Below are 13,010 nucleotides of genomic sequence, written 5' to 3'. Positions count from 1 at the left end.
TATAAAGAAAAAGTTCATCTCCGAACGAGCCGGGGATGAACTGAGAATACCAACATCATATTCACGCATCGGGCCTTCGCAGCCCTTGGATCGTCAGAAGGGAAGAAGCCGGGAAGCGAAGTCAGGCGATCAACGCTTCCGTGGCTAATTTTTCGACCCGGATCTACTTTTGAATCGCAGGGGCAATGTTCTTGTTGTCGAGGGACAAGAACATTGTTCCGCTGAAAGTCGCTATATGTTAGCGGCTTTTTTGTTTTACCCGTACAAGTTCTTGTCCCAAGACGAAAACAAGAACTTGTATCGATTACCAATTAGATAAGCATTTAACTATCGATCTAATTTATTAATTTAATAAGCAGGGGGAGTTCATTAATTTCACGAATACTTTACAGACGGAGTTAAATGAAATATATACCTATAAAGCTATTACTGAAGAAGATCGAACATTGGGATTTTCGAAATTTCTGGATACCGGCATTTTCGAAGGTGAAGAAAGTGCGAAGTTTAGAGGATCGCTTCTTACTTTGTTTGATGAAGTCATCTATTACGAAGACTTTGACTCGAAAATTACATATGGATGTAAGAACAGAGAATGTTTTTATAAAGAAGAAAACGAAGAAAGTCCTTAAAACTTATACAATCTAAATTTTAGTAGGTGAATCGATGAAGATCATTGAAGTCATGAAACCTGGAATCACCGGCTTTTCTAATACGGATGAAAATTTAAAGCGTTTAGATCATAAAGAATTCGAAATTTATCTATTTGGAGCAATAAGGGCAGAAGGCGGCAAACTAATCGGTAAAGAATTCTTAACTAACAACCAAAATTTTTATACTTACAAGATACAAAGCAAAGAGAAAGAATTTTATATCCTTTTACATTCTATTTATTCCTTTGTCGCTTTCGCTTCAGTCGTTGATTTTGGAGGCATTGAATTTGTGGATGGACCCAAAACTATGATATCCCTGTTAGAGCCGAGCTATAAAGTGCTTTCAGAAGATTTATTGAATCGACCCTTACAAAAAGATCAATTAAAGAGGCTGAAAGAGCCGGAGAAAAAAATGATTGAATACTGGCAAGCGGTAAGAATCGGGGAAGTCATTTATAACTACTGGGATTGAAGACGAGATCCAAAAAGCCGGTTACTACTCCCTTAATCTTCACGCTGCAGCCATCCTTGGTCTCAATAAATAAAAGATAAAATGCGTTCCGATTAATTGTTTGTGTGAGGGTTGAGATAAAGGAGATGCACGAGAATGAATTTAATACGAAATGCTATTTTAATATTATCAATTTTCTTAGTTCTCACTTCATGTGAACATGCCTCTAATAAAATGAATGAGGTTAGTGAAATCTACGTATATCACAATAGTTTTGGGATGCGTAATAATGAATATAATATAAATTTTGTGAACGAGGATTTTTATAAGTATGCTCGGAATATTGATAATACTATAGAAAGAGATCGTTCTCTCGAAAATGATGGCTACGATGAGGTTATTAAGCTTTCAGATAAAAAGATAAAAAGCTTTTTAAAGAAAGCCAATAAATATGAGTTTTTAGACTGGAAAGAAAAATATATAAACGATCAGATTTTAGATGGACATCAATGGGGAATGATTATTACGTTCAAAGATAGAACAAAACACGAAATTGAAGGATCGAATAAATATCCATCGACATGGGATGAAATGTATGGTGAATTCGAGAAACTTACAGGAACGAACATATTACTCTTAAAAAGTGATAGATAAAAGAAGAACGTAAAAAAACAAATTGAAAGGTCTGCCATTGTTGATAGCTCTGAACAAGAAGTGAAGAACTTCAACTAATATCATATTCACGCTGCAAGCATACGCCCTTGATCCGGTGTTCGCCGGCCACTCAGTATGCGTCGGGACGTGAATATAGGAATGCTAGATGAAATCATGTGAAGCAGGGGAACAGATAATGAAATTTGGAATCAAAAACTATGAACCGCGATTTTATAGTACAAGTATTGAAATTATGCACGATTTTGCTTCTCAGCTAAAGAAGCTGAAAACACAGAGAATTATAAATGTGTTTTCAATGCGAAACAAAATTGATGAAGAGTGGAATGAAGATTCTCCAATCCTTTTAGAATTGACTTCGTGTCAGTTGGAAATTTGTAATTACAAATTAGAAGAGTTGGCTTTGTCCGTAAATTTAATTGACAGAGCACACGAAATAGAAAAATGGGATTTTGGGGAATACGGAAAATTTGAATATGAATGGCGCAACGATCGGCAAGAGTTTCTAGGATTTATTCAAGCAGAGATTGTTGGAATAGAGATTATTGAACAGCGATTCGAGTCCACATTGATAGCAAGTAAGTCGATTTCAGAAGAGGTCGAAAAAACAACTTCAAATTGGATTTTAAACGGCATAGGGTTTGCTACTTCTAAAGGATACTTTTCCATTTGTAATGGCCAGGATACAAATCAGATTTGCACTTATAAAGAAGATGAAAAATATTTAAGATCTATACGAGTTTTTTAATATTTCGAAGAAGAATATGACTCCACCTTTACTCGGCACTCGCCGGACACTCTATACACATTTAGTCGTGGATACAGCAACATTAGCAGAAATCAAATGATAAAGAGTAGACGAACTATTTAAGGACGGGGGATTTCAATGAGCAGCTTGTTGCTGACCTCTTGCGGTTTTTGTACGGAAGATATTAAAAATCAATTCCTGGATTTTATGGATCGAGATCTTTCTCAATTAAAGGTCTCTATTATTACAACAGCTTCCCCTAGCAAAAACGATAATAGGTATGCACAAAGGGCGATGCATGAGTTCAAAGACATGGGATTTCAGCACATCAATTTTGTGGATATCGAATTTGATGACCCGCAAATGCTTATACATCGAGATATCATATATATCAATGGCGGGAATCCATTTACCTTGTTGTATCACGCTAAGAAAAGCGGTGCTGATGAAATCATTAAAACATTGGCCGCACAGCATGTCATTATAGTTGGCGTAAGTGCTGGAGCATTGGTACTGGGGCCGAATATTAATATTGTCGATTTCTTTACTCCAGAGATGAACACCATGAATCTAACGGATTTTACGGCATTAGGGGTAACCGATAAACTTATTTTTCCTCACTATGATCGAGAAGACCTGTTTAAAAACAGTACGAATCAAACTATTGAAGAGAGAATCGTAGAATTTGAATCCAATGAGAACTGCAAGGTGACAAGGCTTAAAGAAGAGGAATATATCTCGATCTTAGTTAACCGGAAGAATTTTTTGATTTAGGAGGAGTACATATGATCTTGGAAAAAGTCATCCATACCATTGATATACAAAGTGAATATAAGGAATTGGTTGATAAGTATATCGATCGCATACGTACCGAATTCAAAGGTAAGTTTCATAGTATTTATATGTGCGGCTCGATTCCAAAAGGAACGGCCAAACCTTTTAAATCGGATGCGGACTTTACTCTTGTATGTGAAAATCCGGAAGATATCGATTACGAAAAATTATCAAAGATTAAAGACGAGCTTTTGAAAGAATATCCGCTGGTCACGAAGATCGATACGATCCTTTGCTCGGTGGACGATGTATTAAATAAGCCGCATGAGTGGGGATTTTGGGTGAAGGTCATTTGCGTTTGCGTATATGGGGATGACGTTGGCGAAAAAGTACCGCCGATCCTGATTTCTCCAGCGTTCATTGTAGACTTGAATACAGAGACCAAGGAGGAAATCGATCGTATACACGGTTGGCTTTCCAAGGCTGCCGACAGCGCGATGAAAAACAGATATATCAAAGGGTACTCCAAGAGATTACTTCGTGCCTTGTACTCGTTGATAATAGAAAACACAGGCGTATGGGAAGACGACATTTTTGAGATGAAGAACGCCATATTGAACTATTGTGAGATTGACCCTGCTTTAGTTGATGATCTGTATGCTTGTTATCTGGATAGCGATGTACCTGTCGAAGAGTTTCTGCCCATTGCAGATGAAGTATATCGCTATTTTGAGAGTGCTTTGAACACAATGAAGGAATGAAGACTCTAATTCAGGAAAGTTGAAAGGGGAATTCCTATGCAATTCAAATTGTATACGGATGTGCATGAGTTCTACAACGATACCCATGAAGTGCTGATGCGTCATGAGGCGCAAAATATGATTCTCCTTGGCAATATCATAATCGGACATGAAGGAACAGACAAAACCGATTGGCGCGACCCAGCAAATTGGCTTATGGTCACGATTTCGGATAATCGGGGCATACAACTTATCGCGCTGATGACACCGCCGCACAATATTACGCTTTACGCAGCGGATAACCTCATTAACCCGGAAGCTATAAACTGCCTGATCGATGGCCTGAAGGACTATGAAATTCCAGGAGTGACAACGGAAAAAAATCTGGCGGAGTCTTTTGCTAAAGCCTATGCCTCGCGTAAGGAAATCACTTTGGAAACGACGATGAGCCAACGGATATACGAACTTACAGCGGTAAATCCAGACATCCAGCAGATCGGTGTCATCCGGCTGCTGGATGAAAAGGACCTTCACTTTTTCCCCTACTGGGCGGAAGCTTTTCATGCAGCGGGGAGCTACGGCAGTACCGAAATGTCCATCCCGCAAGACGCAGCGCCTTACCTCTACCGAATAGCATCGAAAAAACTCTATATTTTGGAGAATGACAACGGGATACCCGTTTCCATGGCCGGATATACAAGAGAGATGCAGACAGCTGTCGGAGTAGCCTTTGTCTATACGCCTCCGTACGAGTGCAGAAAAGGTTATGCGACTTCGATCGTGGCGCAAATCAGTCAACTCGCCCTGGATAAAGGATTTACCCGCTGCGTCTTATACACGGACCTGGCAAACCCTACATCCAACAGCATCTATCAAAAGATCGGCTATGTGCCGGTCTGTGATTCGCTTCAACTGAAATTCGAATATTAGCATGATGCGGAAAGGGATTTTTTTGGAAATGAACATCCGAAAACCGCAGATTACAAAAAAATTTGATCAAATACAAACACGCAAGGGAATTCCGATATGAATCCGTTTCCGGAAGGATATGAATTGATTTCGTTATTTGAATCTAAATCCCCATGATGACTTTAGAAAGTAGTCACTTGTCCCGTTTAATGGAAAATCGATAAAAAGCGGCATACAGCCTGAAACGAGAAGAGATGAATGAACAAAAAAATATTATTTTATAGAGTATGTATGCTGATGATGGTAATCGTTGGCGCTGCTTCTTACATAGCCGTAACCGGAGAACTGCATGCAAGAAACACTCATTTACAAGAAAAGCTTGTTCAAGCGAACGAAATAAACCGTAACTTGGAAACGCAGATCAACGAAAGCAGCCACTATGGCGACTACCAGGGGAATGAAGACTTTTCGAAGATAATTAACGATAACCCGATTGATCGAGATTACCGGCGCGAGCTGACAAAACTTCAAACAAGTGATACGTCTACAACCCTGGAATGGGAAGCGTTTGAGGCGAGATATACCCTGAAATGGCAGGATGAAGTCGACGCGGCGCTTAAACATTTATACCCGTCGTTAAACGAAGAAGATCGGATCAAACTCGAGCAATCTCAAAAAAGCTGGCAGTCTTATATGGATGACGATACTGACTTTGTTAGCGACAAATTTATCTTTACCAGGCATTTTGGGAGTCAAGGGAATGTGCAGTTGGCAGCGGTTCAGCTAAAGAGGACTAGAGACCGGGCGATCGAGCTGATGGAGTACAGGTTCAGTCTGGATAGAGCGTCTGTGGATTTCGTATATGACCATTGATAATCTTGCTCGCTTGTAAAAGGAGATAATGCAATGCAGCATAGTATGACTTTGTTCCCGGAGTATTTTGACTCGGTCTGTTCGGGGCGTAAGAAAGTCGAAGTGCGCTTGAATGACGAGAGAAGAAGAGCGATTGGCGTAGGAGATACGATCCGGTTTGAATGTTTACCCGGTCGACAGAGAGCTGTAGAAGTAACCGTTGAAGCTTTATACAAGCATGGGACTTTTGAAGAGCTGTATCGAGCGATGCCTTTTAGCGACTTTGATTGTGAAGGATGGACGATGCAGGAAATGGTAGACGGCACTTACGATATTTACACGCCCGAGCAGGAAGCGGATTGGGGCGCGCTTGGAATCCGGATTAGGAGAAATGCTGAAATGCGTACAGATAAACTTATCATCGAGCCGGGTATCGGAATCGGAAAATTGAAATTGGGGATGACCCGATCGGAGGCGGACGAGGCTGTTCGGCACTATGTCACTCAATATAAAAAAGACACGAACGACTCCGGTTTTTTTGAGAATACTTTTAAACTTGAATACGATCGCAGCGGGAAAGTTAAATTTATTGAAATCGTTTCTGAATTTAAAGAGTTCTTCGACTGCACATGCTACAACGTCGATGTATTCAATACGAAGGCGAACGAACTCGTTCAAATCTTGAGCCGTATTTCCAAACCCGAAGCAGATCATGAAGACGAAACCCAATACATATTTGCGGATATCGGATTAAGCTTGTGGCGACCTTCCGTATTTACCGAAGAGACGATGCAAGAAGACTGGTTCCAGGAAATGTATGCAGAGAATCAAGAGCAGGAAATGCGGTATTTTTACTTTCAAACAGCGGCGGTCTATGCGGACGACGGTTCGTATTACAATTGATTTTTATAAAAAGGAGCATTCATCATGCCTTTACCCATGGTTCACCTTGGCGTCGCAGTCCGGTATTTCGAAGGAAGCCGCGTTCCGGACGCTTTCGTACTGGGGAGTATTGCACCGGACGCCATTCATATGAGAAAAGGAGCCGGCCGGGAAGACAAACTTCGCACTCATTTCGGCGGCAAAGAAACGGCTCCCGACCGATTGAAACGGCATTACGCCGAATGGATCGGCCGAAACCCTGGAGAAGATTGGCATCTGTACGTCAAAGGTTACTTTGCCCATGTGCTGACCGACTATCTATGGGGACTTGACGTATACGCTGATTTTAAGCGGCGGGCCGAGCAGGACGGAGTTCCCGACAGCGAGATCAAGAATAGATATTACGCGGATACGGACGGCGTCGATTTCCGGCTTTACGAAACGGCTGCGTGGAAAGAACCCGTGTGGGAGAGACTGCTCCAAGCACCCGCGTATGCGATGAGCCCTCTGCTGAGCGAGCGGGAAGTGGATGCTTGGAGGCTGCGTACGATCCGCTGGTTCGAAGAACCGGCGAACAAACCGCAAACGCCGCCGCGCTCCATTACGTCGGACATCGTCGAGGCGTTTATCGAACGAACGGGCGACGAAGTCCGGGCGATTCTTGAAGGATGGGAGAGATGACTGTGATCGAGTGTCTGGGATGCAGAATCGCCAACGGTATTGAGCCGGACCTGAATATCGTTTACGAAAATGAACTTGTTACGGGTGTGCTGGATATTGCTCCTTTCAACGAAGGGCATCTGCTGATCCTTCCCAAGCGGCATTATAAAGAGATTGACGAAATAGATTCGGAAACCGCTTACGCGATTATGGACGCCTCCAAGATCCTTTCGAAAACGCTAAAAGATGTATTCCAACCCGACGGTATTCGAGTGTGTCAAGACGGCGGTAAATTCAACGATCTGGATCACTACCATATGCACCTGATTCCCAGATACGAAGGCGACGGTTTCACCTGGGGAGAGCCGCTGCATCCGGATGGCGCCGAGAAGCGTTTGAGTCAGACTAGGGAAAAGATAATCAACGCGTTAAACGGTTGATGTAAAATGCGTTTGAGGTAACGACGGCTATGAAAACAATTGATCGAAGAAAACGAGCATTTCCCCTATGAGCTGATTGAGATATCTTTGTCCGGGAAAACGCGATTTCTTTAGAAGAAGATCTATCGCATTCATCGAATCGACTGGACGATGCGTACTACCTGAAAGCATTCCAAACTATATCGAGGCTATCCGCGTTCGAATTAATGGAACAGCATATTTTCATATATAGGGAGGCAGTCAGTTTGACCATTTATTTCGTAAGACACGGCGCAGACGATGAAGGATACCGCGGAGGATGGAGTCAGCGAGGGCTGAATGTGGAAGGTTATCGGCAGTCTGAGAAGCTGGGGCGGTATCTGAAGGATCATAATCCAAGCACTTTTCAAATACAGCGTATCGTGAGCAGCGATTTGCAGCGGGCGTTGGACACAGCGAATGAGATAGCCCGATTCATGGATTTGCCGATCGAACGCAGCAGCCGTTGGCGGGAAACGAATAACGGCGTGATTGCCGGGATGCCCCATGAGATCGTGAACGAACGGTTTCCCGGGCTATATTTTTCGAGTTTGCAGATGGAGGAAAAGTACCCGGGCGGGGAAAGTCCTCTGGATTTTTATACGCGTATTCAAGCTTCTTTCAACCAATTATGCGAGGAACAATCGGCCAAGAATCATAAAGAAAACGTAATGGTTGTGACGCATGGCGGGGTGATCAATATCGTTTACCATATCTTAAAAGGATTGGAATGGACGAATCGAAGCGAGTCGTTTCCAGCTTCCAATACGGCGTGGCATCGAGTCGAATACATAGACGGGCAGTGGGCCTTTACTTCGGAAAACATGCTGGAGCACCTATAGGATCGGGATTTGTTGCGTGGTTCATCCGTGGCTCAAAGAGGCTTACGAGGAATTGAAAGAGCGGGTGTAAAGGAAAGTAATATTTTGATCTTCCAATAAAAAGGAGCGTTCTCTATGATCAGTATTTACGATTGGTTTGGATACGAGCTGCCGATTGAAGAACGGTATCGAGCGATCAAGCAGGCCGGTTTCGACGGAGTGATGTTGTGGTGGAGCGCAGGGTTTGGCCGCGGCGAAGAGTATCGAAGCGGAGCGCGGCTTGCGCGGGAAGCGGGGCTGACAATCGAAAACATTCATGCCCCGATCGAACAGCAAAATGATCTTTGGCTGAATAACGCGGCGGGCGAAGAAGTGGTCGATTGCTACCTGGGGTGTATTGAAGATTGTGCGGACCTGGAAATCCCGACCATGGTCATTCATCTGCCGGACGAAGAGCATATCCATAATCCTTTTTCCATGGAGCGGTTTAAACGCATTGTGGATAGAGCGGAGCGGCGGAGCGTCAATGTGGCGGTGGAAAATTTATGGAATCTCACGAATTTGACGCATGTATTGGATACTGTGGATTCGCCTCGAATCGGCTTTTGTTACGACGTCAGTCACCATAATCGGTATTATCCGGAGCAAGACTTGTTAGCGGAATACGGCGAGCGCTTGAAGGCTGTGCATTTGCACGACAATAACGGAAGCTGGGGGCAGCATGGACTGCCTTTTGACGGGACGCTCGACTGGGCTGTAATTATGCAAAAAGTCGCGGAAACGGGTTATGCGGGAGGAATCTCGATCGAGGCGATGAACTGGGATTATCTCGACTTGTCTGCGGAAGAATTTTTGCTGAAAGCTTTTGGGCAGGCGAAGAAGTTGGAGCAAATGAAAACGGAATACAGCGGCTTTTCAATACAGAACGGGGGAGTAAAATGAGCGCGGAAGACCGTTCCGAGCAAGAAAAAACAAAAAACGCACAAAAAAAAGTAACGATACCCGCGATCAAAAAAACATTGAAAACCTATGATAAGGATGCACTGATTTCAATGATGCTTGATTGCTATAGAATGAGCGGCGACGTGAAAAATTATATCCATATCCTCATGAATCCCGAAGAGACAATTGAAGAATTATACGAAAAATCCAAAAGTCTTATCTTGCAAGAATTTTTCCCGCAGCGCGGTATTGCGAAACTCAAGTTATCCAATGCGAAGAAAGCCATCTCCGACTTTGGAAAGTTTAGCGACGATGAAGTGAAGATCCTGGATTTGATGATCTATTACGTCGAACTCGGCGTCGAATTTACCAATATGTACGGCGATATCGATGAGAATTTTTATTCAAGTATAGAGAAGATGTACAAGAATGCGTTAAAAAATATTCAGAGCAATCAAGCTTTATCTAAACAATTTAACGACAGATTAAAAGATATCGTCGATAATGCTCGAGGAATTGGATGGGGATTCTACGATTATTTAGCCGGATGTTACTATGAATATATGGAAGAGATTTAAGAAGAGTCCGATGAAGTGTTGATTAAGGAGGAGTCCAATGCTGCCCCATATCCATCTGCAAGGAACCCATATCCATCTGCAAGGAACCCGTGTCGAGCTGATTCCGCTTGAAGAGAAGCATATCGAAGAACTGTTCGTCAGCAGTGCATACCCGGAAATCTGGACGTATTTGCCCAAGAAAGTCCAGCGGCTCGAAGAGATGCGGCAGATCGTACACGACGCTTTGAGCATGAAAGCAAAAGGTTTGGAGTACCCGTTTGCCGTGTACGATAAGGAGCTGCGCAGGATCGTCGGCAGCACCCGGTTCTTGAATCTTTCTTTGGAGAATAAAAACCTGGAGATCGGCTGGACGTGGTATATACCGGAGGTCTGGCGGACGAGAGTCAATACGGAGAGTAAGTATTTACTGCTGAAGTACGGCTTTGAGGAATTGGAGTTGGTGCGGGTGCAGCTCAAAGCGGATATCCGCAACGAAAGATCGAACAACGCGATCGAACGGATCGGCGCGGTTCGGGAAGGCACGTTAAGACAGGATCGCATCCTGCACGACGGGTATACCCGCAGCTCGCATCTGTACAGTATTTTGGATTCGGAATGGCCCGGGGTGAAAAAGAAGCTGGAGGGGTATTTGGAGACGTGAAACCGGACATTCTAATCAAAGCTAAAATGCTTCGCAGCACATCATTAATCGGGTTTGGAGCGAGCAGTTGGCCGGCAGCGGCTTGAGCTTGATCGATCTGCGTTATGAAAGACAGAGGTCGAAGAAGAAGTATTTGAAATGACATTTACATTTGGGGAAGGTGAAATATCAGCCAGATACGTGGACGATTTTCAAATCGAAAAGATGAAGCAGATCGCAATCAGCAAAGCGAGGTGAGCCCGTGAGCATACCCAACCCTAAGATCAAGCTGTTGATTCCGACGCATAAGGACTTTTCGCCCGTCGAGCTTGCAGAGCACATCCTGAGCGTAATCTATACAGAAGAAGCCCGCTCAATAAGAGATAGTGTCCGTGAGCTGCCGGAATCTTTAAGGACTATTATTTTGATCATTGACTTCGACATAGAGTTAACAATGAGCGGCATTGTGGGCTTTATCGGAAATTCCTCCGGCAGATACTTGAATGAAACGATAGCAGCCTTGAAATTGATCAAAGCTTCGGAAGATTTAAGGATCATGGAGGAAATAAGAAAGCGGATGGATGGACAGCATTTTGAGACTATCGAAAAGCTGGCTCAGGGACTGTACTTGTATTCGGAAGATCGAAATATTTTGGATAATTTGATTCGGTATCTTTCCGACGGATGGAGTATAGTATCAAAAGAGCTTGAAGAGATTCGGAAAATATAACGATCCTAAACCCCGAACTGCTTCAAATGATGGTCCAAATGCTTGTAAAGCCCTTTGCCCCACTGCTCGGGAGTCAATCTGCCGAAGAAAGGATGCGGGTGAACCGAGCATTTTTCCGGACCGTCGCTTTGAAGCACCGCGATTTTTTGCAGCAGTCCCCGCTTCTCCGCCGTAAAGTCGCGTTCGTCCGCAATAACAATCGTCGGGATCGTGGACATATTGAGCGGCAGCGGTTTGTCATTGTAAAAAAGCGGGCTGGCGAACTTCCCCACGAAGCGTCCCAGCAGTCCGCGAGGAGGAAAAGACCGGCCCATCGGGATATCTTGAAACGCCGAGCAGTGGGCCAGCATCTGGGCGGCCTGCATTGTGCCCCATCCGGGCGCCGACTCCGGACTTAACCGATCGATACGCTGCGCGATTTCCTCGGCAGGGATTGGATCGTACAGATTTTTCATAAAAAATCTCCCTCCTCCGTATGATCGCTCCCCGGCTTCCCGCTGCCGAAATCGTTCAGTTCCTTCTCGATGATGCGTTCCACTTCTTCGAGAGCGTCGGCGATGTTCTTCAACTGCTGCGGATCGAGCCTGCTCATCACATGCCGGTTCCATTTCGCATACCGTTCATAAATGGCGTTTAGCACTTCCGTTCCTTTCGGCGTGATTTCGATCAGCTTGGTGCGTCGATCGGTCGGATGTTCCCGATAAACGGCGAGTCCTTCATCGGCCAGCACATCCGCGATACGCTGCACGCTTTGACGCGCCAGTCCCATATCGCGGGCGATATGGGCCACTGTCGGCGTTCCGTGCCCGATTCGTCCCAGCACCTGCCATCTTGCGCTGCTCTGGTCGATGGAACGCGTCACCCGGTCTCCCGAGCGCAGCAGAAGCCCGTTCATATTGAATACGGCCAGCGAGAAGCGGCTCAACGGATCTTGCGGTTTTTGGATAGGTTTCATAAGAGCAGTGTATCAATTCGACAGCATGCTGTCAATTTTTCGGCGACATCGATCTTAGAACATGATCGATTTCGTTTTAATTCTCAAGCTCGTCGATTTCATTTTGAAAATGGTTGAAGTCGAAGCTGTGCGTACCCGGGCCGTTTTCGATCATTCCGTCCGAACGGACGCCGACTTTGAACTTGCCCTGATTTTGCCCGACCGCGTAATAAAGCAGATCTTCCGTTTCCGGCATCGCCCCTTGATCGGAACCCAGGAACAGCACCACTTTTTCCCCGATCGCAAACGTAAGAGCGGCCGGTTCGTCCACGATATAGATCATATCGTCCGTCTCGCCGCCGGCCGCCCGTACTTTCACGGTTTCAGCCGGAATTCCTTTATAAGTCTTCTGCACCTCGATCAGCGTATCCGTAACCGGAAATCCGTTGAAGTCTTTTTGTACGTCCTGCGAAAGAACCGTTCCATACACAATAACGTCGGAATCTCGAACCAGCCGATTTTTTTCGAAATGCTGCATTAGATTCTCTGCGTGGACGACCGTTTTACCGCTGCGAGACGGGTTGGGTGCG

18 protein-coding genes are annotated in these 13,010 nt (G+C 44.5%); 15 read left to right on the top strand and 3 right to left on the bottom strand.

The genetic code is table 11. The features are described from left to right. The first annotated feature begins 663 nt into the window (after window positions 1-663). The 15 genes from QWJ34_RS14315 to QWJ34_RS14245 all read left to right on the top strand — a co-directional run bounded on the left by QWJ34_RS14315 (window position 664) and on the right by QWJ34_RS14245 (window position 11,486). Entirely contained in the window at window positions 664-1,122 is a 459-nt protein-coding gene (locus QWJ34_RS14315) for a hypothetical protein (protein WP_302728795.1), read from the top strand. Window positions 1,123-1,257: 135 nt separating this feature from the next. Continuing rightward, entirely contained in the window at window positions 1,258-1,755 is a 498-nt protein-coding gene (locus tag QWJ34_RS14310) for a hypothetical protein (protein ID WP_302728793.1), read from the top strand. A 196-nt stretch (window positions 1,756-1,951) separates the two neighbouring features. Next, window positions 1,952-2,521: a hypothetical protein gene (locus tag QWJ34_RS14305; protein ID WP_302728791.1), complete on the top strand. Its 570-nt coding sequence runs from the start codon at window positions 1,952-1,954 to the stop codon at window positions 2,519-2,521. Between the two features lie 138 nt (window positions 2,522-2,659). Then, on the top strand, window positions 2,660-3,295 hold the full coding sequence (locus QWJ34_RS14300; protein ID WP_302728789.1) for a Type 1 glutamine amidotransferase-like domain-containing protein: 636 nt from the start codon (window positions 2,660-2,662) through the stop codon (window positions 3,293-3,295). A gap of 11 nt (window positions 3,296-3,306) precedes the next feature. After that, window positions 3,307-4,056, top strand: a complete 750-nt coding sequence (locus QWJ34_RS14295) for a nucleotidyltransferase domain-containing protein (RefSeq protein ID WP_302728787.1) — start codon at window positions 3,307-3,309, stop codon at window positions 4,054-4,056. 36 nt (window positions 4,057-4,092) lie between these two features. Further along, window positions 4,093-4,965, top strand: a complete 873-nt coding sequence (locus QWJ34_RS14290; RefSeq protein ID WP_302728785.1) for a GNAT family N-acetyltransferase — start codon at window positions 4,093-4,095, stop codon at window positions 4,963-4,965. Window positions 4,966-5,202: 237 nt separating this feature from the next. After that, window positions 5,203-5,817, top strand: a complete 615-nt coding sequence (locus QWJ34_RS14285) for a lysozyme inhibitor LprI family protein (protein WP_302728783.1) — start codon at window positions 5,203-5,205, stop codon at window positions 5,815-5,817. A gap of 33 nt (window positions 5,818-5,850) precedes the next feature. Next, on the top strand, window positions 5,851-6,699 hold the full coding sequence (locus QWJ34_RS14280; RefSeq protein ID WP_302728781.1) for an ASCH domain-containing protein: 849 nt from the start codon (window positions 5,851-5,853) through the stop codon (window positions 6,697-6,699). Between the two features lie 24 nt (window positions 6,700-6,723). Next, window positions 6,724-7,359, top strand: a complete 636-nt coding sequence (locus QWJ34_RS14275; RefSeq protein ID WP_302728780.1) for a hypothetical protein — start codon at window positions 6,724-6,726, stop codon at window positions 7,357-7,359. Beyond that, window positions 7,356-7,778: an HIT family protein gene (locus QWJ34_RS14270; protein ID WP_302728779.1), complete on the top strand. Its 423-nt coding sequence runs from the start codon at window positions 7,356-7,358 to the stop codon at window positions 7,776-7,778. The genes QWJ34_RS14275 and QWJ34_RS14270 overlap by 4 nt, the downstream gene beginning before the upstream one ends. A gap of 245 nt (window positions 7,779-8,023) precedes the next feature. Beyond that, on the top strand, window positions 8,024-8,638 hold the full coding sequence (locus tag QWJ34_RS14265) for a histidine phosphatase family protein (protein WP_302728778.1): 615 nt from the start codon (window positions 8,024-8,026) through the stop codon (window positions 8,636-8,638). A gap of 114 nt (window positions 8,639-8,752) precedes the next feature. Beyond that, window positions 8,753-9,559: a sugar phosphate isomerase/epimerase family protein gene (locus QWJ34_RS14260; RefSeq protein ID WP_302728777.1), complete on the top strand. Its 807-nt coding sequence runs from the start codon at window positions 8,753-8,755 to the stop codon at window positions 9,557-9,559. Then, on the top strand, window positions 9,556-10,137 hold the full coding sequence (locus QWJ34_RS14255) for a DUF6155 family protein (protein ID WP_302728776.1): 582 nt from the start codon (window positions 9,556-9,558) through the stop codon (window positions 10,135-10,137). The genes QWJ34_RS14260 and QWJ34_RS14255 overlap by 4 nt, the downstream gene beginning before the upstream one ends. A gap of 37 nt (window positions 10,138-10,174) precedes the next feature. After that, window positions 10,175-10,777, top strand: a complete 603-nt coding sequence (locus QWJ34_RS14250) for a GNAT family N-acetyltransferase (RefSeq protein WP_302728775.1) — start codon at window positions 10,175-10,177, stop codon at window positions 10,775-10,777. A gap of 241 nt (window positions 10,778-11,018) precedes the next feature. Then, window positions 11,019-11,486 (top strand): DMP19 family protein, encoded by a 468-nt coding sequence (locus QWJ34_RS14245; RefSeq protein ID WP_302728774.1) that lies wholly within the window; start codon window positions 11,019-11,021, stop codon window positions 11,484-11,486. 5 nt (window positions 11,487-11,491) lie between these two features. Here the strand turns inward: QWJ34_RS14245 and QWJ34_RS14240 are convergent, their stop codons facing one another. The 3 genes from QWJ34_RS14240 to QWJ34_RS14230 all read right to left on the bottom strand — a co-directional run bounded on the left by QWJ34_RS14240 (window position 11,492) and on the right by QWJ34_RS14230 (window position 12,958). Beyond that, complete coding sequence (locus QWJ34_RS14240) at window positions 11,492-11,941, bottom strand: DUF1569 domain-containing protein (protein ID WP_302728773.1); 450 nt, start codon at window positions 11,939-11,941, stop codon at window positions 11,492-11,494. Then, window positions 11,938-12,441: a MarR family winged helix-turn-helix transcriptional regulator gene (locus QWJ34_RS14235; RefSeq protein WP_302728772.1), complete on the bottom strand. Its 504-nt coding sequence runs from the start codon at window positions 12,439-12,441 to the stop codon at window positions 11,938-11,940. The genes QWJ34_RS14240 and QWJ34_RS14235 overlap by 4 nt, the downstream gene beginning before the upstream one ends. 76 nt (window positions 12,442-12,517) lie before the next feature. Then, window positions 12,518-12,958 (bottom strand): hypothetical protein, encoded by a 441-nt coding sequence (locus QWJ34_RS14230; protein ID WP_302728770.1) that lies wholly within the window; start codon window positions 12,956-12,958, stop codon window positions 12,518-12,520. Between the last annotated feature and the right edge of the window lie 52 nt (window positions 12,959-13,010).

The organism is Saccharibacillus sp. CPCC 101409, from assembly GCF_030518235.1.
Taxonomy (GTDB): Bacteria; Bacillota; Bacilli; order Paenibacillales; family Paenibacillaceae; genus Saccharibacillus.
Note: the sequence above shows the minus strand (reverse complement) of the source record. Positions and strands in the feature narration are given on the sequence as shown.